This is a genomic window from Allobosea sp. Root483D1, assembly GCF_001429505.1.
Taxonomy (GTDB): domain Bacteria; phylum Pseudomonadota; class Alphaproteobacteria; order Rhizobiales; family Beijerinckiaceae; genus Allobosea.
This window is the reverse complement of record NZ_LMJW01000001.1, coordinates 766,496-788,590: the sequence shown is the minus strand read 5'-3', so window position 1 is coordinate 788,590 and position 22,095 is coordinate 766,496. Positions and strand designations below refer to the sequence as shown.

Annotated in this window: 20 protein-coding genes, 1 tRNA gene and 1 pseudogene; 14 read left to right on the top strand and 8 right to left on the bottom strand. The window is 67.6% G+C overall.

What is annotated here, in order from left to right:
- Window positions 1-155 precede the first annotated feature (155 nt).
- Window positions 156-1,061: a LysR family transcriptional regulator gene (locus ASE66_RS03765; RefSeq protein WP_057188196.1), complete on the top strand. Its 906-nt coding sequence runs from the start codon at window positions 156-158 to the stop codon at window positions 1,059-1,061.
- Between the two features lie 146 nt (window positions 1,062-1,207).
- Window positions 1,208-1,339: pseudogene (locus tag ASE66_RS31945) on the top strand (IS481 family transposase); the annotation flags it as partial.
- A 163-nt stretch (window positions 1,340-1,502) separates the two neighbouring features.
- Here the strand turns inward: ASE66_RS31945 and ASE66_RS03760 are convergent.
- A tRNA-Ser gene (locus ASE66_RS03760) sits at window positions 1,503-1,592 on the bottom strand.
- 184 nt (window positions 1,593-1,776) lie between these two features.
- Here ASE66_RS03760 and ASE66_RS03755 point away from each other — a divergent pair.
- The 6 genes from ASE66_RS03755 (at window position 1,777) to ASE66_RS03730 (ending at window position 10,403) form a co-directional block, all read left to right on the top strand.
- On the top strand, window positions 1,777-2,097 hold the full coding sequence (locus tag ASE66_RS03755; RefSeq protein WP_156412001.1) for a hypothetical protein: 321 nt from the start codon (window positions 1,777-1,779) through the stop codon (window positions 2,095-2,097).
- 139 nt (window positions 2,098-2,236) lie between these two features.
- The gene (locus ASE66_RS03750) at window positions 2,237-3,214 is read left to right on the top strand and encodes a TAXI family TRAP transporter solute-binding subunit (RefSeq protein WP_057188194.1); all 978 of its coding nucleotides are present in this window, start codon (window positions 2,237-2,239) and stop codon (window positions 3,212-3,214) included.
- Between the two features lie 128 nt (window positions 3,215-3,342).
- Window positions 3,343-5,508: a TRAP transporter permease gene (locus ASE66_RS03745; protein ID WP_057188193.1), complete on the top strand. Its 2,166-nt coding sequence runs from the start codon at window positions 3,343-3,345 to the stop codon at window positions 5,506-5,508.
- A gap of 73 nt (window positions 5,509-5,581) precedes the next feature.
- Complete coding sequence (locus ASE66_RS03740) at window positions 5,582-7,120, top strand: YifB family Mg chelatase-like AAA ATPase (RefSeq protein WP_057188192.1); 1,539 nt, start codon at window positions 5,582-5,584, stop codon at window positions 7,118-7,120.
- A 108-nt stretch (window positions 7,121-7,228) separates the two neighbouring features.
- On the top strand, window positions 7,229-9,322 hold the full coding sequence (locus ASE66_RS03735; protein ID WP_057188191.1) for a response regulator: 2,094 nt from the start codon (window positions 7,229-7,231) through the stop codon (window positions 9,320-9,322).
- A 124-nt stretch (window positions 9,323-9,446) separates the two neighbouring features.
- Entirely contained in the window at window positions 9,447-10,403 is a 957-nt protein-coding gene (locus ASE66_RS03730) for a GNAT family N-acetyltransferase (RefSeq protein WP_057188190.1), read from the top strand.
- Window positions 10,404-10,409: 6 nt separating this feature from the next.
- Here the strand turns inward: ASE66_RS03730 and ASE66_RS03725 are convergent, their stop codons facing one another.
- The 3 genes from ASE66_RS03725 to ASE66_RS03715 are packed head-to-tail and all read right to left on the bottom strand — an operon-like array spanning window position 10,410 to window position 13,101.
- Window positions 10,410-11,276 (bottom strand): SDR family oxidoreductase, encoded by an 867-nt coding sequence (locus tag ASE66_RS03725; RefSeq protein WP_057188189.1) that lies wholly within the window; start codon window positions 11,274-11,276, stop codon window positions 10,410-10,412.
- Complete coding sequence (gene queG / locus ASE66_RS03720) at window positions 11,273-12,511, bottom strand: tRNA epoxyqueuosine(34) reductase QueG (protein ID WP_082613169.1); 1,239 nt, start codon at window positions 12,509-12,511, stop codon at window positions 11,273-11,275. The genes ASE66_RS03725 and queG overlap by 4 nt, the downstream gene beginning before the upstream one ends.
- On the bottom strand, window positions 12,409-13,101 hold the full coding sequence (locus ASE66_RS03715) for a glutathione S-transferase family protein (protein ID WP_057188187.1): 693 nt from the start codon (window positions 13,099-13,101) through the stop codon (window positions 12,409-12,411). Before ASE66_RS03715 ends, queG begins: the two co-directional genes overlap by 103 nt.
- Window positions 13,102-13,340: 239 nt before the next feature.
- Between ASE66_RS03715 and ASE66_RS03710 the strand changes: the two genes are divergently transcribed.
- Complete coding sequence (locus ASE66_RS03710) at window positions 13,341-14,138, top strand: undecaprenyl-diphosphate phosphatase (RefSeq protein ID WP_057188186.1); 798 nt, start codon at window positions 13,341-13,343, stop codon at window positions 14,136-14,138.
- A gap of 3 nt (window positions 14,139-14,141) precedes the next feature.
- On the opposite strand, the gene ASE66_RS03705 is transcribed toward ASE66_RS03710, so the two are convergent.
- Window positions 14,142-15,056: a LysR family transcriptional regulator gene (locus tag ASE66_RS03705; RefSeq protein ID WP_057188185.1), complete on the bottom strand. Its 915-nt coding sequence runs from the start codon at window positions 15,054-15,056 to the stop codon at window positions 14,142-14,144.
- A gap of 86 nt (window positions 15,057-15,142) precedes the next feature.
- Here ASE66_RS03705 and ASE66_RS03700 point away from each other — a divergent pair, with 86 nt between their 5' ends.
- Window positions 15,143-16,345, top strand: coding sequence for a 4-oxalomesaconate tautomerase (locus ASE66_RS03700; RefSeq protein ID WP_274532931.1), 1,203 nt, complete (start codon window positions 15,143-15,145; stop codon window positions 16,343-16,345).
- Window positions 16,278-17,264 (top strand): Bug family tripartite tricarboxylate transporter substrate binding protein, encoded by a 987-nt coding sequence (locus tag ASE66_RS03695; protein WP_082613168.1) that lies wholly within the window; start codon window positions 16,278-16,280, stop codon window positions 17,262-17,264. The genes ASE66_RS03700 and ASE66_RS03695 overlap by 68 nt, the downstream gene beginning before the upstream one ends.
- A 6-nt stretch (window positions 17,265-17,270) precedes the next feature.
- On the opposite strand, the gene nth is transcribed toward ASE66_RS03695, so the two are convergent.
- Window positions 17,271-17,972 (bottom strand): endonuclease III, encoded by a 702-nt coding sequence (gene nth, locus ASE66_RS03690; protein WP_082613167.1) that lies wholly within the window; start codon window positions 17,970-17,972, stop codon window positions 17,271-17,273.
- Between the two features lie 20 nt (window positions 17,973-17,992).
- Here nth and ASE66_RS03685 point away from each other — a divergent pair, with 20 nt between their 5' ends.
- Together ASE66_RS03685 and ASE66_RS03680 are read left to right on the top strand one after the other, a co-directional pair.
- Complete coding sequence (locus tag ASE66_RS03685; protein ID WP_057188183.1) at window positions 17,993-18,520, top strand: DUF2244 domain-containing protein; 528 nt, start codon at window positions 17,993-17,995, stop codon at window positions 18,518-18,520.
- A gap of 2 nt (window positions 18,521-18,522) precedes the next feature.
- Entirely contained in the window at window positions 18,523-19,026 is a 504-nt protein-coding gene (locus ASE66_RS03680; protein WP_057188182.1) for a hypothetical protein, read from the top strand.
- Window positions 19,027-19,035: 9 nt separating this feature from the next.
- Here ASE66_RS03680 and ASE66_RS03675 read toward each other — a convergent pair whose 3' ends face one another.
- On the bottom strand, window positions 19,036-19,638 hold the full coding sequence (locus ASE66_RS03675; protein ID WP_057188181.1) for a class I SAM-dependent DNA methyltransferase: 603 nt from the start codon (window positions 19,636-19,638) through the stop codon (window positions 19,036-19,038).
- Between the two features lie 118 nt (window positions 19,639-19,756).
- Between ASE66_RS03675 and ASE66_RS03670 the strand changes: the two genes are divergently transcribed.
- Window positions 19,757-20,743 (top strand): methylated-DNA--[protein]-cysteine S-methyltransferase, encoded by a 987-nt coding sequence (locus ASE66_RS03670; protein ID WP_244494788.1) that lies wholly within the window; start codon window positions 19,757-19,759, stop codon window positions 20,741-20,743.
- 9 nt (window positions 20,744-20,752) lie between these two features.
- Here ASE66_RS03670 and ASE66_RS03665 read toward each other — a convergent pair whose 3' ends face one another.
- Window positions 20,753-21,655, bottom strand: a complete 903-nt coding sequence (locus tag ASE66_RS03665) for a hypothetical protein (RefSeq protein WP_057188180.1) — start codon at window positions 21,653-21,655, stop codon at window positions 20,753-20,755.
- Window positions 21,656-22,095 lie beyond the last annotated feature (440 nt).

The following is a 22,095-nucleotide window of genomic DNA, read 5'->3' as shown; positions in this document are numbered from 1 at the left end:
CTTCCTCCCGAAAGGGCCGTCTCCCGGTTCTCCGAGGCGGCCGCTGCCTTGTTCGTGAGGAATGGCTAACGCCGGCACAGATACCTGAACAGATGTCAAAATTGCAGGAGCGATAGCAAATCGGTATCGATAAGCTGCGTTGCGAGGCTGAGCCGATGAAGCTGGATCATTTCGAGGAGGTGGTGGCAATTGCCGAGCGTGGCAGCATGCGCGCCGCGGCCCGGCATCTGCAGATCGCCCAGCCCGCCCTGACCCGCAGCCTCGCCTTGCTGGAGCGCGAGCTCGGCGCACCCCTGTTCGAACGCCGCGCGCGCGGCGTGGTCGCGACGCCGCTGGGGGAAGCCTTCGTCGCCCGCGCCAGGTCGATTCTGACCGAGATCAGGCGGACCCGCGAAGAAGTCGAGCAATTGCGCGGGGCGGGCACCGGTACGGTCACGGTCGGGCTTTCCATCGCGGCCCATCTCGCTCTGCTGCCGCCGAGCCTGCGGCCGTTCCGCACGCGCTATCCCGATATCAGGCTGCATATCATCGAGGGCTTTTACCCCACTCTCGAAGAACGCCTGCGCGACGGCACGGTCGACTTCTACATCGGCCCCGATGGCGGTGCGCAGCCCGTCCCCCAACTCAGCCGGGAGGTGCTGTTCCACAACCGCCGCATCGTGCTGTGCCGCGCAGGCCACCCATTGGCGGCGGCGACCTCATTGCGCGAACTCGTCGGCCAGGACTGGGTCACGACCTCGATCACCGCCGATGCGAGCGACGAGATCAACGCCTTCTTCGCCCGCCACGGCCTGCCGCCGCCGCGGCTGGCGGTGCGAAGCCAGTCGGCGCTGACCTTGCTGACCTGCCTCGCCAACAGCGACCTGCTGGCGATGGTCCCGGCGCAATGGGAGCGCTTCGAGATGACCGGAAAGGCGCTGACCACGATCAGGGTTGGCGAAGAGCTCACCGCGCCACCGCTGGTTCTCGTCCGGCGCTCCGACCTGCCCCTGACGCCCGCCACGCTGCACCTCCTCGACCTGATGCGCCGGGCGACGTCGCGCCTGGCTGCGGAACCATAGGTTTCGGGCAGTCTGGTCCTGGCTTTGCTTGACCGCTTCCGGTCAATGTCGGCAACTGGCGGATAGCGTTGAAAAAGTCGGCCTGAGATCGGCGCTGATGCGGAGCGTGTTGGTGGCGCAGAGCCTCACGCTGTCACGCTGTCCTGGTCTGCCGAGAAGACGGGATCGAGCATCGCTTCACCGGGATCAACCATCCCCGGAGCAACGGGCAGGTCGAACGGATGAACCGGACGATCAAGGACGCGACCGTCAAGCGCTATCACTACGACAGCTACGACTTGATTTGCCTAAGTTCTCTGGAAAATCAACCCCTTACGGGATCGATGGCGGAGAGTTCGGACGCAAGTTCGAACTCGGAGCCTGGAGCGCGACTGCGCGACCGGCCGGAAGGCCGCCCCATCGGAGCCGTGAGCGAAGCGAACTGGCGTGAGATAAAAGAAGTGGCGGACAGGGAGGGATTCGAACCCTCGATACGGTTTCCCGTATACACACTTTCCAGGCGTGCGCCTTCAACCACTCGGCCACCTGTCCGGCGCGCTGCTTATGGCGTCCAAGCGCGCGACTTTCAAGCGCTAAAGCCGCAGCCTGTCGGGGTTGTGCGCAATTGTCCTTTGCCGTTGCATTACCGCGGGCGAGGGGACACATGCGGTGTCCCGGCGGGGAGGCGGTTCCGAGGACCGCGCCTGGCCGGCCATTGCGGGGATCGGGGGACGAATTGCGCTTTCTCGTCAGGATGCTGGGTTATCTCCTCGTCGCCGGCGGCTTTGTTGCGCTGCTCACCGACGGGGCGCGCTCGATCGCCAACTCGGCCCTGCGTTTCACACCGCTCGGCGAGACCGCGCTCACCTTCGTCGGCGAGCGCTTCCGGCAGCTCCAGCCCGCTGTCGAGCGCAATCTCCATCCCATGCTCTGGGATCCGGTGCTCGTCCAGATGCTGCAGGTCCCGACCGCCGCGGCTGGGCTGCTGCTCGGCTTCCTGCTGCTCTGGCTGGGCGCGGCGCCGAGGCCCGAGATCGGCATCGTCACGCGACGGTGAAGCGGGCGAGCGGGCTGGTTTGCCGTATTTTAAACACAATCTTGCGCGGACGGCGCGACAAACGCACGGGATTTGCCTGTTAGCCGCTTGATTGCCGCGGCAAAGCTTCCGACACTTCCCGTTTCAACGGGAGGTTTTCATGCAGTCCAAGATCACGCGCCGCGGCCTCGCAGTCGTGCTGGGGTCCGGCGCGCTCGCACTGGCCGGCATCGCGCTCGCCCAGGCTCCGGCCTTCTTCCGCATCGGCACCGGGGGCACCGCCGGCACCTATTATCCGATCGGCGGGTTGATCGCGAATGCGATCTCGGCGCCGCCGCAACTGGTCTCGACGGCGGTCGCCAGCAACGGCTCGGTCGCCAATGTCAACGCCATCGTCGGCGGCGCGGCGGAGTCCGGCCTCGTCCAGGCCGATGTCGCCTTCTGGGCCTATTCCGGCACCGGTGTCTATGACGGCAAGCCCAAGGTCGCCGAGCTGCGCTCGATCGCCAATCTCTACCCGGAGAGCGTCCATCTCGTCGTTCGCAAGGCCTCGAACGTCAAGAGCGTCGCCGACCTCAAGGGCAAGAAGGTCTCGCTCGACGAGCCGGGCTCGGGCACGCTGCTCAACGCCAAGGCGATCCTCGCCGCCTTCGGCGTCTCCGAGAAGGACATCTCGGCCGAATATCTCAAGCCGAACCAGGCGGCTGAGAAGATGAAGGACGGCTCGGTCGATGCCTTCTTCTTCACCGGCGGTTTTCCCGCCGCGGCGATCTCGGAACTGGCCTCGACCGGCTCGGGCATCGACATCCTGCCGATCACCGGCGCAGCCGCCGAGAAACTGGCGAAGGATTCGCCCTTCTTCGCTGCGGACGAAATCCCGGCCGGCACCTACAAGGATGTCGGCGCGGTCAAGACCATCGCCGTCGGCGCCCATTGGGTGACCTCGGCCAAGGTCTCGAACGACACGGTCTATGCCGTGACCAAGGGCCTCTGGAGCGACAAGACCCGTGCCGCGCTCGACGCCGGCCATGCCAAGGGCAAGGCGATCCAGAAGGCGAGCGCGCTCACCGGCCTGCAGGGCGTGCCGCTGCATCCCGGCGCCGAGAAGTTCTACAAGGAAGCCGGACTGCTGAAGTGACGCGATAGGCGTCATGCTCGGGCTTGTCCCGAGCATCTCTTGCCGGAGATTCTCGGGTCGGAGCCATGCGCCGCCCGAGAATGACGGTACCGTCCGCATCTAATGCCGCGTCTCGCCGAAAGCCAGAGATGACAACCCAGCCCTCCGTCGCCGAACTCGCCAGGCTCGAGGAAGAACTCGACCCGGAGATGCAGTTCCGCAAGGTGCCGCCACGCACCGCGGTCCTGATCGGGGCGCTGCTGCTCGCGCTCTCGGCCTTCCACTACTACACCGCCGGCTTCGGCCTGCTGCGCGAGACGACGCATCGCGGCATCCACCTCGCCTTCGTGCTCGGGCTGATCTTCCTGGTTTTCGCCGCGCGCAAGAGCGAGGCCGCCAAGGTCCACGCCTCGACGCTCTGGCGGCCCGGCGGCGTGCCGCTCTATGACTGGATCTGCGCCGTCGCCGTCGCGGTCTCCAGCCTCTACGTGCCCTATATCTTCGAGGACCTGGTCTTCCGCGTCGGCAATCCCTCGACGCTCGACGTCGTCATGGGCTCGATCACCATCATCCTGATGATCGAGGCGACGCGCCGGGCGATCGGCTGGGGCCTGCCGGTGATCGCGCTCTTTGCCATGGTCTATGCACTTTACGGCAACTGGTTCCCCGGCATCTTCCTGCATCCGGGCGCGACCTGGTCGACGCTGGTCAACCATCTCTATTTGACCAGCCAGGGCATCTACGGCGTCGCGCTCGGCGTGGTCGCGACTTATGTCTTCCACTTCGTGCTGTTCGGCGTGCTGGCGACCAGGGTCGGACTCGGCCGCCTCTTCCTCGGCGTCGCCGCGGCGGTGGCCGGGCGCTTCGCTGGGGGCCCGGCCAAGATCTCGATCTTCGGCTCGGCCCTGTTCGGCATGATCTCGGGCTCCTCGGTGGCGAACACCGTCACCGTCGGCTCGCTGACCATCCCGATGATGATCCGGCTCGGCTACCAGCGGCACTTTGCAGCCGCCGTCGAATCGACGGCCGCGACGGGAGGGCAGATCACGCCGCCGATCATGGGCGCCGCCGCCTTCCTGATGGTCGAGTTCCTCAATCTGCCCTATGCGACCATCGTCGTCGCCGCGATCATTCCTGCCTTCATGCACTTCTTCGGCGTGCTGATGCAGGTCCATTTCGAGGCGAAGCGCTCCGGTATGCGCGGCCTGACCGACGCCGAGATTCCGAAGCTCTCCGAGGTCTTCGCCCGCGACTGGCCGACGATCGCGCCGCTCTTCGTGCTGATTCTCGTCCTGTTCACCGGCTACACGCCCTATCTCGCCGCCTTCTGGGGCATCACCGGCTGCATGCTGGTCGGCCTGGCGCATTACCGCGCGGCCTCGGCGCTGGTACTCGCGGTCGCACTCGGCATCGCCGCGCCGAGCGAGATTCTGCGCATGCCCGGCGTCAATGCGGCGCTGACCCTCGCCGCCTTCGCTGCCATGGCTCATGGCGTGCTGATCCGCTGGGCGGACGGGCGCAAGCGCATTGCCGAGATGATCGACGCCTTCATCCTCGGCGCCAAATACGCGATCGGCGTCGGCGCCGCGGCCGCGACGGTCGGCGTCATCGTCGGCGTCGTCACCCTGACCGGCGTCGGCTTCAAGATCTCCTGGATCGTCACCTCGCTCGCCGACCAATGGGCCAATGGCGTGCTCGCGATCGCACCCTTCCTGCCCTTCGACCTGAAGAGCGCGACCTTGTTCTTCACCCTCGTCCTGACCGGCATCGTCTGCATCCTGCTCGGTTGCGGCGTGCCGACCACTGCGAACTACATCATCATGGTGACGGTGGCAGCGCCGGCGCTCGGCATGCTCGGCGTCAATCCGCTCGTCGCCCATTTCTTCGTCTTCTATTACGGCGTCCTCGCCGACGTGACGCCGCCGGTGGCGATCGCGGCCTATGCCGGGGCGAGCATGGCCGGCGCCGATCCATTCAGGACCGGCAACACCGCCTTCCGGCTGGCGCTCGGCAAGGTGCTGGTGCCATTCGTCTTCGTGTTCTCGCCCTCCATGCTGATCATGGTGCCGGGCTTCACCTGGACTGAGCTGATCGGCTCGACGGCTGCATGCATCACCAGCATCGCCCTGCTGTCGGCGAGCTTCGCAGGGTGGCTGCTGGCGCCGCTGGCGATGTGGGAGCGGGTGGTGCTCGGCATCGCAGCCCTGCCGCTGATCCTGGCGACGCCGATGAGCGTCGCAATCGGTCTCGTCATCGCGGCGCCGGTGCTGCTGAGGCAGATCATCGCCCGCAAGGCCGTTGTCGCCCCCGCATAGAAGTTCCCTATATGTTCTTGCAACCTTGGCGCGCTTCCGCTAGCGTCACTGCGCGGGGACGGGGTGCGCTGGGATGGTGACGCGGGTCGCGACTGTGGCGTTCGAAGGCATCGAGGCGCGCGCCGTCGATGTCCAGGTCCAGGTCACGCCGGGCGGCGTCGCCTTCATCCTGGTCGGGCTTCCAGACAAGGCGGTCGGCGAGAGCAAGGAGCGGGTGCGCGCGGCGCTGATCGCCTCGGGGCTGGCGCTGCCGGCCAAGCGCATCACCGTCAATCTCGCCCCGGCCGATCTGCCCAAGGAAGGCAGCCATTACGATCTGCCGATCGCACTCGGTGTGATGGCGGCGATCGGCGCGATCCCGGCCGATGCGCTGGCCGGCTACACCGTGCTCGGCGAGCTCGCCCTCGACGGCTCGATCACGCCGGTCGCCGGCGTGCTGCCGGCGGCGATCGCGGCCTATGGCCGAGGGCAGGGACTGATCTGCCCGGCCGCGAGCGGGCCGGAAGCGGCCTGGGCGGCGCACGATCTCGACATCCTCGCGCCGCGCTCGCTGATCCAGCTCGCCAATCATTTCAAGGGCACGCAGGTGATGGCGCGGCCGCAGCCCGCCGTCGCCCGCCAGAGCGGGCCGCTGCCGGATTTGCGCGACATCAAGGGCCAGGAGAGCGCCAAGCGCGTGCTCGAGATCGCTGCTGCCGGCGGCCATAATCTCCTGATGAACGGGCCGCCCGGTGCCGGCAAGTCGATGCTGGCAAGCCGTCTGCCCTCGATCCTGCCGCCGCTCGATCCGCGCGAGCTGCTCGAGGTTTCGATGGTGCTCTCGGTCGCCGGCCATCTCGCCGAGGGCGAGTTGACCGACCGGCGCCCTTTCCGCGCGCCGCATCATTCGGCTTCGATGGCGGCTTTGGTCGGCGGCGGCCAGCAGGCCAGGCCCGGCGAGATCTCGCTCGCCCATCACGGCGTGCTCTTCCTCGACGAATTGCCGGAGTTCCAGGCGCAGGTACTCGATGCTTTGCGCCAGCCGATGGAGACCGGCGAGGTGCTGATCTCGCGTGCCAATCACCGCAGCGTCTATCCGGCAAAGTTCCAGCTCATCGCCGCGATGAATCCCTGCCGCTGCGGCAAGGCGACCGAGCCGGGCTATGCCTGCCGCACCCGGCCGAACGAGCGCTGCATGGCCGGTTATCAGGCCAGAATCTCCGGCCCGATGCTCGACCGGATCGACATCACCATCGACGTTCCCGCGTTGACGGCCGCCGATCTCATCCTGCCCGCTGCGGCCGAAGGCTCGGCCGAAGTCGCTGCTCGTGTCGCGGCGGCCCGGGCCCGCCAATCGGCGCGCTATGCCGCGCTCGGTCTGCCGGGGGGCACGACCAATGCTCGCTGCCCCGCTTCCTTGCTCGATGATGTCGCGCGGCCGGATGCGGCCGGGCTCGCGCTGCTGCGCAATGCCGCCGATGCCATGCGATTGACGGCGCGCGGCTATCATCGCGTGCTCAAGGTCGCCCGCACCCTCGCCGACCTCGACGGCGAGGACAGGCTCGGACGCATCCATCTCGCCGAGGCGCTGTCCTATCGCTCGCGCATCGACCAGGCGGCCCAAGCCGCCTGATGAAGGATTGCCGCCTGATGAAAGGTTAACGAAACCATTCAAACCATTCGGCATCCTCGCAGCTGAGGCGAACCCTTTCTCAAGAGGGTGGATGCTAGATGAGATTGTATGATCGAGCTGCCGTCCTTCCTCGTCCTGCTGTCAGGCGCCGCCGTCGCCATGGCGATCGCCTGTGCCGTCGTCGCGATCCGCCTGCTGCGGGAGCGGCGAGAGGTTACGCAGCAGGCGCGGGTGCTGACGGCCGATGTCGAGAAGCTGAGCGATCGGCTCTGGGAACTTGCCGACAGCGAAGAGCGCTATCGCAGCCTGATCGAGGCGCAGGGCGATCTGATCGTGCGCCGCAGCGAGGGCCGGATCATCTATGCCAACGCCGCCTATGCGGCGCTCTTCGGCAAGAGCGAGGCCGAGGCCGTGGGCAGCGTCGAGCAGCCGCGCGTTCGCATCGCGCGGCCGGTGCAGGCGCTGCCAGGTGGTGCCCGCGTCGTCGACGAGTGCATCGAGACGCAAGAGGGCGAGCGCTGGCTGTCCTGGGTCGAGACGATCGTTCCGGTCGCCGCGGGGCAGACCGTGCTGCAACGTGTCGGCCGCGAGATCAGCGGGCGCATTGCGACCGAAACCGCTCTGGAGGAGGCACGCAGCCGGGCCGAGGAGGCAAGCGCCGCCAAGTCGCGCTTCCTCGCGACCGTCAGCCACGAGTTCCGCACGCCGCTCAACGGCATCCTGGGGATGGCCGACCTGCTCGGCGACACCAGGCTCGATCCGGAGCAGAGCACTTACGTCAAGGCGCTGCGGAGCTCGGGCGAGGCGTTGCTCGGCCTAGTCGACGACATTCTCGACTTCGCCAAGGTCGAGGCCGGCAAGCTCGAGCTTGCGCGGGCGCCGTTCGATCCACTCGGCTTGATCGAGGACGTCACCGAACTGATGGCGCCCCGCGCCCAGGCGAAGGGTATCGAGATCTCCGCTCTCCTCGGCCCTGATCTGCCGGGGAGGCTCGTCGGCGATGCCGAGCGCCTGCGCCAGATCCTGCTCAATCTCGTCGGCAATGCCGTGAAATTCACGCAAGCTGGCGGCGTCGGCATCGAGGCGGACAGCGCCGCGGGCGCGTTCGTCGTCACCATCGCCGATACCGGTCCAGGCATCCCGGCGGAACGCCTGGCGTCGATCTTCGAGGAGTTCGAACAGGGCGAGATGAGCGGCCATCGCGACCATGTCGGCACCGGCCTCGGCCTCGCCATTGCGCGTCGGCTCGCCCGCGCCATGGGCGGGGAGATCGAAGCGAGCAATCGCGAGGACGGCGGCGCGCTGTTCCGGCTGACCTTGCCTCTGCAAGCCGATGCAGGCGCAGGCGCATCTCCCGCTTCACCTGACTGGCAGGGCCGGCGCATCCTGGTCGCGTCCTCGGCGCCGTTCAGCGCCGCCCATATCGCCGCCTGTCTCGAACGCACGGGCACGCAGGTCCTGCACGCCGGCGATCATGCGCAAGCCCTGGCCCTTCTCGCCGCCGATTCGCGCTTGTCCGCTGTGCTGGTCGATCGCAATCTTCCGGGCGGCGAGGTCGAGGCGCTGGCCGCTGCGGCACGGGGCGCCGGCGTCGCCGACATCGTGATCATGCTCGCGCCGGCCGAGCGCCGCAGCTTTGGCTCGCCCTATGCAGCCGGCTTCACCGGCTTCCTCGTCAAGCCGGTCCGAGCCCGCTCGCTGCAGGTGCGTCTCGATCCGGTCGGGCGTTCGCAGGGCGCCGTTGCGGCACCGGCCACCGCCGCATCGGCGCTGCCGCCTGACGCCGGCCTGCGGGTCCTCGTCGCCGAGGATAACGAGATCAACGCGCTGCTGCTGACCCGCACCCTGGAGCGATTCGGTTGCAGCGCGGTCTGGGCGCGCGATGGCGGCGAGGCTGTCCGCCTGATCGAGGAGGCGCGCTCGGGCAAGGCGCATAGCTTCGATCTCGCCCTGCTCGATGTCCGCATGCCGGTGCTGGACGGGCTCGCCGTCGCCCGGCGGATACGCTCCGCCGAGAAGGCGCTCGGTTCGGACCGGCTGCCCATCGTTGCCGTGACCGCCAATACGGCCGAGGACGACAGGCGCGAGGCGCTCGCCGCCGGCATGGACGATTGCCTGGCTAAGCCGCTCTCGCGCGAGCAGTTGCGCGGCTTGATCGGCCGCCTTTCGCAGTCGCGAACGGTCGAGTTTCTGTCGGCCTGAGCCGACTTCGACCGACGGGCGGTTGGCTTCGTCATCGCAGTGACGTAGTTTTGTCGCGATCCCGTAAGACGGTCGGCGCAGAGCTGTCGTGCGCCGATCCGAGATCGCAAGGGCCAGACCGTCTATGACGCACGACGTTTTTCAGGGTTCTCGTCAGCCGGCAAAGCAGAAGCTCGCCGGCCAGGCCCTGTTGCAGCGTTTCTCGCCCTCGAACCTGCTGGCTGCCGGCAAGCAGCTCGGCGGCTTCGGTTTTCCCGGAGCCGACGCCCTCTCCGGCACGCTCGGCCGCTCCGGCACGCTCGAAGTCAGGCTGGCCCGCGGCCCGCGTGAGATCTGGCGGGCGCAGCGCCTGCGCTACCGCGTCTTCTACCAGGAGATGTCGGCCAAGCCGGACGTGGTCTCCCGCATGTTTCGTCGCGATGCCGATCGCTTCGACGCCGTCTGCGACCATCTCCTCGTCATCGACCATGCCGCGCGCGGCCGGTTCGGCGGGATCAAGCCGAAGGTGGTCGGCACCTACCGGCTGATGCGCGAGCAGGCCGTGGCCAAGCTCGGCGGCTTCTACACCCAGTCCGAATTCGACATCGCGCCGCTGCTGGCGCGCCATCCCGATCTGCGCTTCCTCGAGCTCGGCCGCTCCTGCGTGCTGAAGCCCTACCGCACCAAGAAGACGGTCGAGCTGCTCTGGCATGGCATCTGGGCCTATTGCCGGCATCACCGCATCGACGCGATGTTCGGCTGCGCCAGCTTCGACGGCGTCGATCCCGACATGCTGGCGTTGCCACTCAGCTTCATCCACCACCACGCCACCGCCCAAGGCGATTGGCGGGTCGCGGCGCAGCCGGGGCGGCTCGTGGCGATGGATCGCCTGCCTTCCGGCATGATCGACGCCAAGCTCGCGTTGAAATGCCTGCCGCCGCTGGTGAAGGGCTATATGCGCGTCGGCGCTCGCTTCGGTGCGGGCGCCGTGATCGACAAGCAGTTCGGCACCACCGATGTGCTGGTCATCCTGCCGGTCGCTGCGATCGACCGGCGCTATATCGAGTATCTCGACGGCGATGCCGGACGCTACGCCGCCTGAGTGAACTCACTCGCCTGCCGTGGCGAGGTCGCGCAGCGCCTGCCGGTAATCCGGATAACGGAACGCATAGCCGAGTTCGCGCTTCACCAGCGCGTTCGAGACCCGCTTGTTCTCGCTGTAGAAGCTCGCGGCCATCGGCGAGAGTTTCGCCGGATCGAACGGTGTCTCCGGCGGTGGCGCTAGCCCCGCAACCTCCGCTGCGAAGCTGACGACATCCTGCGGCGGTGCCGGCTCGTCATCGGTGACGTTGTAGACCGCCCCGGCGCGCGGAGCCTCGATCGAGGCCATCAGCACGCCGGCGATGTCATCGACATGGATGCGGTTGAAGACCTGGCCGGGCTTGACCAGCCTGTTGGCGGTGCCGGCCTGCAATTTGGTGATCGGATTGCGGCCGGGGCCGTAGATGCCGGAGAGGCGGAAGATCTGGACCGGCTTGCCGTTCTTTGCTCCGAAGGCGACCCACTCCTGCTCGATCTCCAGCCGTTGGCGCGAGCGCCGGCTGGTCGGCCGGCATTCAGCGGTTTCGTCGATCCAGGCCCCGCCATGGTCGCCATAGACGCCGATGGTCGAGAGATAGCCGATCCAGCGCAGATTCTCGGCCGCCGCGAGCTTTTGAGCGAGCGCGCCGAGCACCGGATCGCCGTTCTCGTCCGGCTGGGCCGAGATCAGGACGGCATCCGCCTCGGCGAGCGTCTTGGCGAGCGGCGTCGACACCGCAAAGCCGCCGAAGACCAGCGTATGCAGCCCTTGCTTGCTGAGCTCGCCCGCCTTCTCGGCCGAGCGGACCGTGCCGGTGACCTCCCAGCCCTTCGCCAGAGCGGCGCGCGCGAAGAACCCGGCGGAATAGCCGAGGCCGAAGATGACGAGCTTCATGCGGGTTCCAATTGGTTCGGAGAAGGCTGAGCCCATTCGGCCCTGACCTCGGGGTCGGTTTCCCGCGCGAGGCGTGCCGGCGCGAGCTCAGCCGCGCGGCTGGGCACGAGCTGCCAAAGTGCCCAGGCTGCCATCGCCCTGACCAGCGGCGAAGCGTCGTCTAGCAGGGCTTCGGCGCTCGCGGCCAGGGCCGGAACGCCGCTGTTGCCGATCGCGATCAGCACATTGCGGACGAAGCGGTCGCGGCCGGTGCGCTTGACCGGCGTGCCGGCGAAGAGCGAGCGGAAGGCGGCGTCGTCGAGTCCGGCGAGATCGGCAAGCGGCAGTGCGTCGAGTTCGCCTTTCAGCGCTAGGCGCGTCTCGTGCGAGGCCTCGGCGAACTTGTTCCAGGGGCAGACGGCGAGGCAGTCGTCGCAGCCGAAGACGCGGTTGCCGATGCCTTCGCGGAATTGGGTGTCGATATGCCCGGCATGCTCGATCGTGAGATAGGCGATGCAGCGGCGCGAATCGAGCTGATAGGGTGCCGGGAAGGCCTTGGTCGGGCAGATGTCGAGGCAGCGCGTGCAGGAGCCGCAATGGTCGCGCTCGGGCTCGTCCGGCGGCATTTCGGCCGAGGTGTAGATCGCCCCGAGGAAGAGCCAGGCGCCATGCTGGCGCGAGACCAGCACGGTCTGCTTGCCCTGCCAGCCGAGGCCTGCCGCCTGCGCCAACGGCTTTTCCATCACCGGGGCGGTGTCGACGAAGACCTTGACCTCGGCGTCGCCGCGCGCCGCCAGCAACGAGGCGACGCTCTTGAGCTTGCCCTTGATCACGTCGTGATAGTCGCGGCGGCGGGCATAGAGCGAGATCGCGCCGCGGTCGCGCTGCTCCAGGACGGCGAGCGGATCGCCTTCGCCGCCATAGCTCATGCCGAGCATGATGACCGAGCGCGCCGCCGGCCACAGGGTCGCAGGATCCGCGCGCTCCGCCGTGCGCTCGGTCAGCCAGGCCATGTCGCCGTGATGGCCGGCATCCAGCCAGCTGGCGAGGCGCCCCGGCGCCTCGGGAATCGCATCGACGCTGGCGACGCGCATGACCGCGAAGCCCTCGGCTTCAGCGCGAGCGGCGATCGCGGCCTTGAGCTTGTCGCCGCTCAGAAGTCCAGGTCGTCGTAATGGGCTGAGGGCGCCATGCCGGGAATCCGGTCGCTCAGCAGCGGCCGGAAGCTCGGTCTGGACTTGATCCTCGCATACCATGCGCGGGCAGCCTCATCCTCGTCCCAGGGCACGTCGCCGAGATAGTCGACGCAGGAGAGATGCGCCGCCGCGGCGAGATCGGCATAGCTCAGATTGTCGCCGGCGAGCCAGTTCCGTTTCGCCGTCAGCCAGGCGATGTAGCGCAGATGATAGCGCACATTGCCGCGCGCCGCGCGGATCGCGCTCATTTCCGGCGGGCCGCCGCCCTCGTCCCGGCTCATGAAGCGCTTCATCACCTTTTCCAGCACGAGCGGGGCGGTGATCTCCTCGTTGAACTTGATGTTGAACCAGTCGAGCAACCGGCGCACCTCGATCCGTCCGCCCGGGCCTTCCGGGAGGAGGCGGCGTTCGGCCAGCGCCAGCCCGCGGGTCTCGTCGAGATATTCAGCGATGGGCCCCGGGCCGGGCACGACGAGCCCGCTATCCTCACGCAGGACCGGCGTCGTCCCGGCCGGATTGAGCTCGAGGAACTCGCGCCGCCGTTCCCAGACGCGCTCTTCGACCAGCGTGGCGTCGAGGCCGAACTCGCCGAGCGCGAGCCGGATGAAACGCGAATGCGGGCAAAGCGGATAATGGTGAAGCGTGGCCATCGATTGCTGGAACTGAGGAGGGTTTGGGTGGGGTAGGCAGGCGCCTGATGCAGCGCGATAGAGCGCCCCCGTATAGGCCTGCCGGCTAAGCCTCACAACCCGAGACCGGGAAAAGGGGCGGGTTGCGCGGGAATCCTTGCCGATCTGGTAACCAATTTGCAAAGACCGTGCGCCATAGCTTTAACGCGTCCGGTGCGCTTTTGTTGCGTCGCACTCGCAAGGCTTGGAAGGACCCTCCCATGCATGACCTTCTTGTCGCTGCCGTGCTCGGCGTGGTCGAGGGGCTGACCGAGTTCCTCCCGGTGTCCTCGACGGGTCATCTGCTGCTGCTCGGGCATTTCCTCGGCTTCGAATCCAAGGGCAAGGCCTTCGAGATCCTGGTGCAGTTGGGAGCGATCCTGGCGATCCTGCTGGTCTATTTCCGCCGGCTGCTCGACATCGCGCTGCGCTTGCCGACCGATCCTTCCGCGAGGCGCTTCGTCCTTGGCGTGCTCGTCGCCTTCCTGCCGGCGGCGGTGATCGGCGCGCTGGCGCACGGCTTCATTAAGGGCGTGCTGTTCAATCCGTTCCTGGTCTGCACCACGCTGATCGCCGGCGGCCTCGTCCTGCTCGTCGTCGACGAGCTGGAGCTGGAGGTTAAACACCACGATGCCACCAAGTTCCCGCTGCTGATGTACCTCAAGATCGGCTTCATCCAGTGTCTCGCCATGGTGCCCGGCGTTTCGCGCTCGGGCTCGACCATCGTCGGCGCGATGCTGCTCGGCGCCGACAAGCGGGCCGCGGCCGAGTTCTCCTTCTTCCTGGCGATGCCGACCATGGCCGGGGCCTTCGCCTATGACCTCCTCAAGAACTACAAGGAGCTGACGGCCAACGATCTCACCCTGATCGGAATCGGTTTCGTCACTGCCTTCATCTCGGCGCTGATCGTGGTCCGGAGCTTCCTGGATTTCGTCTCGAAGCGCGGCTTCACGCCCTTCGCCTGGTGGCGGATCATCGTCGGCTCGGCCGGCCTCGCCGGGCTCTGGGTTTTCGGCTGATCCTCACTCGCGCGCAGGCAACGGCCCGCGCCAGGTACCGAGCAGCATCTCAAGGAAGCGCTCCGCTGCCGGTGCCAGCTTGACTCCGCGGCGCCTGACCACGCCGATGGTGCGCGAGACCTCGGGATCGCGGATCGGCCGCGTCACGATGATCGGATGATCCTCGCCCGGCGTCGCCAGCTTCGGCAGGACCGAGATGCCGAGACCCGCCTCGACCAGGCCGAGCGAAGTCGAGAGGTGCGTCACCTCGAACGACCAGTCGAGCCGGACGCCGACCTTGACCAGCGCCGCGTCGAGGATGGCGCGGTTGCCGCTGCTGCGGCTGACGGTAACCAGCGGGTGGCCTTCGAGATCGCTCCAGTCCAATGACGATTTTCCCGCCAGCGCATGGTCGTGCCGGCAGGCGAGCACGAAGGGATCGTCCATCAGCGGCTCGAAGGTCAGCTCGGCATCGGAGCCGCCGAGGAGGTTGATGCCGAATTCGACCTCGCCGCGCGCCACCGCTTCCAGCCCGTCATTGGCCGAGAGGTCGAGGATGCGGAAGCGGATGTTGGGATACTGCGTCTGGAAGCGCGCGATCACCGAGGGCAGGAAGTAGAAGGCGGCGGTCGGCACGCAGGCGAGCGCGATCAGCCCCGCACGGCGGCTGCCGAGATCGCGCATCGCGAAGATCGAGGTGTCGAACTCGTCGAGCATGCGCCGGACCAAAGGCAGCATTTCGCGTCCGACCATGGTGAGCCCAACCCGGCGCGTCGTCCGCTCCAGCAGCGCCGCCCCGACCGCGCTTTCCAGGCGCTGGATGCGCCGGCTCAGCGCCGGCTGGGACATGTTGAGCGCCTCCGCGGCGCGGTGGAAGCCACCGAGGTCGACCACCGAGATGAAGGCGCGCAGGTCGAGGGCTTCGAAATTGATGCTCATGACGCATTAATAGCGCCGATCTCTGCATTTCACAGCGATTATTCGATCTGGGATGACAGGGCATCGCCAATCGCCGGGTCACGCCCTTGTCCGCTCCTTTCCAACTCCCGCACGCTCAGGCCCTGCGCATCCCCTGCGTGCTGATGCGCGGCGGCACCTCGCGCGGCCCGTTCTTCCTGGAGCGCGACCTTCCGTCTGATCCGGCGGCGCGCGATCGCGTCCTGCTCGCTGCGATGGGCTCGCCGCACATGCTCCAGCTCGACGGGCTCGGCGGCGGTAATTCGCTGACCAGCAAGGTGGCGATCGTCAGCCGCTCCAGCCGGCAGGGTGCCGATGTCGACTATCTCTTCGCCCAGGTCGCGGTCGAGCGCGCCCATGTCGATCTCAGTCCGAATTGCGGCAACATGCTCTCCGCCGTCGGCCCCTTCGCGATCGAGGCCGGTCTTGTGTCGGCGGTCGATGGCGAGACGATCGTCCGCATCCACAACCGCAACACCGGCGCACTGATCGAGGCCGCCGTGCAGACACCGGGCGGTGTCGTCGCCTATGACGGGGCGACCGCGATCGACGGCGTCGCCGGAACGGCCGCCCCGATCAAGCTCGGCTTTCTCGAAGCGATCGGATCGAAGACCGGCGCGCTGCTGCCGACCGGTTTCGCTCGCGAAGAGATCGATGGCGTCCCGGTGACGCTGGTCGACTACGCCACGCCCATGCTGCTGCTGCGGGCCGCCGATCTCGGCCTCGCTGGCGACGAGACACCGGCCGAACTCGATGCCAACGCAGCCCTGCTGGCGCGGCTGGAGCGGCTGCGCCGCGAGGCCGGGCGCCGCATGGGGCTTGGCGATGTCACCGGCCGTGTCATTCCCAAGGTCGGCGTGCTCTCGCCCGCCCGCCGCGGCGGCAGCCTGACCTCGCGCTATTTCACGCCGGATCGCTGCCATCGCAGCCATGCCGTCACCGGCGCGCTCTGCGTCGCCGCCGCGAGCCGGATTGCCGGCAGCGTCGCTGCCGAGATGCTCTCGCCCGGCAACGGTTCACTGGTCAGCGTCGAGCATCCGAGCGGCGCGATCCAGGTCGATCTTTCGCTCGATGCAGCCGGTCAGGTGACCCGCGCGAGCCTGGTGCGCACCGCGCGCCGCATTTTCGAAGGACACGTCATCGTCCCCGCAAGCACGATCCTCGCGCTTGCAGAGAGGACGGAAACGGGAGGAGAACTGACCCATGACGATCACCCGCCGCCATCTCTGCAGCCTGATCACGGCCGCCGCGGCCAGCGCCTGCCTGCCTGAGCTCGCGCTCGCCCAGGCCGCCTTTCCGGACAAGCCGATGAAGCTGCTCGTGCCCTATGCCGCCGGCGGCGGCACGGATGCGATCGCGCGCCTCGTCGCGCAGGGCGTCGGCGAGCGGCTCGGCCAGTCGCTGGTGGTCGAGAACAACGGCTCGGCTGGCGGTAACCTCGCCACCGCCCAGGCGGCTGCAGCCTCGCCTGACGGCTACACCGTGCTGATGGCCAATCAGGGCCCGATGGTGGTCAACCCGCACCTCTTCAAGAACGTGAAAGTCGACCCGCTCACCGCCTTCGACCCGCTGACGCTGATCTCCGCCGCGCCGCTCGTCGTTGTCGTCTCGCCGAATTCGCCGCACAAGACGCTTGCCGAGCTCGTCGGCCACGGCCAGAAGAATCCGGGCAAGCTGACCTATGGCTCGGCCGGCAACGGCTCCGCCAGTCATCTGGCGACCGTGCTGCTGGCGCAGACCGCGCGGTTCGAGGCCGTACATGTGCCTTATCGCGGCGCCGGGCCGGCGCTGACCGACCTGCTCGCCGGCAACAGCGACTTCATGATCACCACCGTGCCCTCCGTGCTCGGCCTGATCGAGGGCCGCAAGGTCAAGGTGCTGGCGGTGACCAGCAAGGCGCGCGCCAAGCTCTTCCCGGAGGTTCCCACGGTCGCCGAGAGCGGCTGGGCGGATTACGAGGCGACGGCCTGGTACGGCTTCGTCGTGCCCAAGGGCACGCCGAAGGAGGTCGCGGCGAAGCTGCGCGCGGCGACGGTCGAGACCATCAATAGCCCGCTCATCCGCGAGCGCCTGCAGAACGAGGGCGCCGAGCCGATCGGCAACAGGCCCGAGGAGTTCGCGGCGATGATGGAGGCGGAGTCGCGCCGTTGGGCCGGGATCATCAAGCAGGCCCGCCTCGCCATCAATTGAGGTGCGTCACGCGATCCGCTTGTCGGCGGAATCGCAGAGATCGGCGACGACGCAGGTCTCGCAGACAGGGCGCAGCGCCTTGCAGGTGTAGCGCCCGTGCAGGATCAGCCAGTGATGCGCGTGCCGGCCGAACTCGGCCGGCACCGCCTTTTCCAGCCCGAGCTCGACCTGCAGCACATTCTTGCCGGGCGCGATGCGCAAGCGGTTGGCGACGCGGAAGACATGGGTGTCGACTGCATGGGTGATCTCGCCGAAGGCGATGTTGAGCACGACATTCGCGGTCTTGCGGCCGACGCCGGGCAGGCTCTCCAGCGCCTCGCGCGCAGTCGGGACCTCGCTGCCGAACTCTGCGATCAGCTTCTCCGAGAGCGCGATCACGTTTTTCGCCTTGTTGCGGTAGAGCCCGATCGTCTTGATCAGCTCGCGCACCCGGTCCTCGCCGAGGGCAAGCATTGCCTGTGGCGTATCGGCGAGCTCGAACAGCTTCTTCGTCGCCTTGTTGACGCCGGCATCGGTCGCCTGCGCCGAGAGCACCACGGCGACCAGCAGCGTGAAGGCGTTGACATAGTCGAGCTCACCCTTCGGCTCGGGTCTTTGCTCCCGGAAGCGGCTGAAGATCTCGTAGACCTCGGCAGCGTTGCGTGGCTTCGGACTCGTGATCCGACTCAGTGGCGGGCTGCGGCGTTTCGGACTGTTCGGCACGGGCATCGCGGCGTTATAATTGGCGGATGACCTTGGGCAAGCCCAATTCAGAGCGTGCAGGCGAGGCGGCCGAGCGGCCGGTCTTCGACGCGACGATCACGCCGCATCGCTCGCTCGGTCAGGGTGGCTTCCGCATCGTGATGACCCTGGTCTGCGTGATCAGCGTCGCTGCCTCGATCCCCTTCATGGTGCTCGGCGCCTGGCCGGTCGCCGGCTTCTTCGGGCTCGACATCGTCGCGATCTTCATCGCCTTCAAGGCCAACTTCAACGCGGCGCGCGCCTTCGAGCGCATCGTCGTGACGCCGCTCGAAGTGCTGCTGCGCAAGGTCTCGCATCATGGCCGCGAGAAGATCTGGCGCTCCAATCCCGCCTGGACCAAGCTCGAACGCGACGATGACGAGGATTACGGCCTGCTCGAACTTTCGCTGGTTTCGCGCGGGCAGCGCACCGTGGTCGCCTCCGCGCTCTCGCCGCAGGAGCGCGAGGGCTTCGCGCAAGCGCTCGGCACGGCACTCGCCAAGGCCAAGCGTGGCCCAGACTTCGAACCCGCCTGAGCATGGCCGCTACGATCATCCCCCTGATCGCATGGGCGGTGATCATCTTCGTCATTGTCGCGGCGGTGCGCGCCAATCGTGGCCCTCGCGGCCCGCTGCCCAGCCAGAACGGCGGTGAGGAAGCGGTCCGGGCCTACGGACTCGTCCTGCGCGACAGGCTCGATCACGCCCTGTTCGGCCCGATGCTGGCAGGGCAGGTCTGGGATCGCCTGATGAACTGCCCGGTCGGGGAGGGGCTGATCCACGAATTCCATCGCGATTTCTGCGGCCATGGGCTGATCCGCACGGAAGCGGGCGTCAAGCTCTGCGATATCCTCGACGGCCATCATCCCGGCGAGGCCATCGCCGAGTGGCGCTCGCGCGATGAGTTCGTCGCCTTCTTCGCCGAGCAGTCGGGCTATAGCTGCAGCGGCTGGGACGAGAGCTCGCCGGTCTTCTTCACCGACGATGAATGGCATCGCAACAACCAGCGGCTGACGCGGGAGAAGCTGCGCCGCTTCCTCTGAAGAGGAACGTCACTGCTGCTGCGCCAGCCAGATCGTATGGCCGCCGCACTCGGGATCCTCGACGACGTGCTCGATGACGGCAAAGCCGTTCTCATCGAGGAGGCTCCGGTACTCGGCCGGATCGAGGCTGGCATGGTAGAGCGGCTCGCCTTCGAAGCTGCCGATGGCTTCGCCATGGCCCGGCCCGCTGGTGAAAAGCAGCGCCGCTCCCTTGGCCGCATGGTCCTTGAAGAGAGGGAACATCCGCCGCTGATCGTCCGGGCTGAGATGGAAGAAGCTGTCCCAGGCGATCAGCCCGTCAAAGCGCCGGCCGAGCGCGAGTTCGCGCATGTCGGCGACTTGCCAGCTCTGCTGCGGAAAGCGTTCGCGGCAGAGCGAGATCAGCGGCTGCGACGAATCGATGCCGGTGACAGAGCAGCCTCGCTCGATCAGATGCCGCGCGATCGGCTCGCCCATGCCGCAGCCAATGTCGAGGACCGATGGCGTCGCCGGCAGCAGCGAAAGGAGGCGATCGAGCCAGGCGGCTTCCATCAGCGATCTCCCACGCTGGCGGTCATAGGCGGCGGCGTGGCGGGCGTAGAGCGAGACGATGGTATCGGCCGAGCTGGTCATCCACGGATTTCTACGCGCCCTGGGCGACGAAGACGAGCTTGCCAGCTTTCGGGTGGGATACGCATGCTGCCGTCACTAGTTTCGTGAGCATGAGAGATCAGGTCGCGAGGACAGGACAATGAACGCCCATTCCAGTCTCAGGACGGCGATGAAACCGATCATAGTCTCCAATGCCGTGCTCGCCCGCGCCGCCGAGGCCATCCCCTCGGAAGCCGATTTTCCGGCGGTCGCCCCCGGCTCGGACTACGACACGGTCCGCCGCATCCTGGCCTACATCACCAACAACTGGCGCCAGCAGCCGACGATCGAGGCGATCGCCGAGGCGGCCGGCGCGACGCCGACCGACGTGCACCATCTCTTCCGGCGCTGGTGCGGGCTGACGCCGAAAGCCTTTCTGCAGGCGATCACGCTCGACAACGCCAAGGGCCTGCTGGCCTCTTCCGCCAGCATCCTCGACACCAGCTTCGAGGTCGGGCTCTCCGGTCCAGGCCGTCTGCACGACCTCTTCGTCACCCATGAGGCGATGTCGCCGGGCGAATGGAAGACCGGCGGCGAGGGGCTGCGCATGTCCTACGGTTTCCATACCTCGCCCTTCGGCGAAGCCTTGATCGTGGTGACCGAGCGCGGCCTTGCCGGCCTCGGCTGGGTCTCGAACAATCTCGACGGTGGCAAGGTCATCGGCGGCCGGGCCGAGGCGCTGGCCGACATGATGCGGCGCTGGCCGCATGCGGATTATCGCTTCGATCCGCAGATGACGGCGCCTTATGCCAGCCGGGTCTTCGAGCCGGGAAGCTGGTCGCCGCAGACGCCGCTGCGCGTCGTGCTGATTGGCACCGATTTCGAGGTCCGCGTCTGGGAGACGCTGCTGCGCATCCCGGTCGGCTGCGCCACCACCTATGGCGACGTCGCCGGCCATATCGGCAAGCCCTCGGCGGCGCGCGCGGTCGGTGCGGCGGTCGGCAAGAACCCGATCTCCTTCGTGGTTCCCTGCCATCGCGTCATCGGCAAGTCGGGCGCGCTCACCGGCTATCATTGGGGGCTGACGCGCAAGCGCGCCATCCTCGGTTGGGAGGCCGGGCAGGTCACGGGCGGCGAGGCCGCCTGAGCCGAAATCTTACTGGATGGTTGGAGCGGGCGTCGCCGCGGGCGGAGGCGTCCGCTTCGCCGTGGCCGGGCGCGGCTTCGCCGTCTCGGGCTTCGGTTCGGGCAGGCCGAGGCGGGAACGGATCGAGGCGGCGCGTGCCTCGGTGATGCGGGCGCCGCAGAAGCCGTGCGATCCCTCCCGCTGGAAGTCGCGGCAGATCTGCTCGCGCTCCGAGGAGAAGCCCGCCTGCTCGCGGGCGATCGAACGCTGCTCCGGCAGGTCGGCCTTGGCCGAGAGCGTCCGGAAGCCCTCGCGGACCGCCGTCTCCGCCTTGCCGCGCTCGGCTTCGATCTCCTTGGCGTGGGCGGGCAGGGTGCGTACGTCCGGGCCCCAGACACCGCGCGCGTCGATGCGGCAGGCGGCAGCCTCGATCACGCAGGGCTGTTCCGGCTCGATCACCAGGAAGGCGCCCTCGAGCACGTCGAAGACGATCGGGCAGGCCGGCGCCTCGAGCTTGTAGCGCGGCAGTCCTGCCGGTTTGCCGAGCGAGGTCACCGGCACGGGCGCGTCGCCGAGGGAAATCGCGCAGGGCTCGGTGAGGTTGCTGGGCTGGAAGCCTTCGGCGCGCAGCTTCAGGCCATAGCCACTGCCGGTCTTCTCCAGCGTTGCTTCGCCGAAGCCGCCATTGCGCCGCAAGGTCTTGCCGAGGATCGAATCCTCGCTCGGGATCTTGATGGCCGGCATGGTTCGCGGGCGCGGCGTCGCCGGGCCGCCCATCGAGGCCGGCGCCGATTGTTGCGCACCCGGCTGGTTGAAGGGCTGCGCACCGGGAAGCTGCAGCGGCTGCGCCTGCGCCACGCCTGCGAGGCCGAGCCAAGCCAGCGCTGCACCGGCAGCGAGGCGAGAGGCAGTCGGGCGGCGGAGCGTCGTCACGGCTGTTTCCTGTTGGCGCAAGGTCCATTCTGAATGGATTGGCTACGACCGTTGCGCAAGAGCATGCGGGCAACACTTATCCGGAATGGTCAGGCCCGCGAATTCTGTACAGGATACTGCACAAAGCCGATTCTTAATCCGGCTCCGTGCCTTGCAAGCAGGGCGTCACCCTCCCTATATACGCCGCGAAGCGGTGCCTTTTGAAGGCCATCGGGGCCGGATTGCGCCAGACGCCAGCATTCACATGCGAGCGTCGAAACGCAGGGCCGGTCGATTTGTTGTAACCGGCGGGTGAAGCCGGCTCGGGGTTCAAGGCTCCGTTCCGTCACTTCTCCGCCAGACGTGGATATCTCGGGTTCGTTCGCCGCAGCTGGTGGGGGCGATCCGGGGCCATGGGCCGGAGGACGGCGTCCTGGACGCGGCCTTCCGGCGATCTGCTA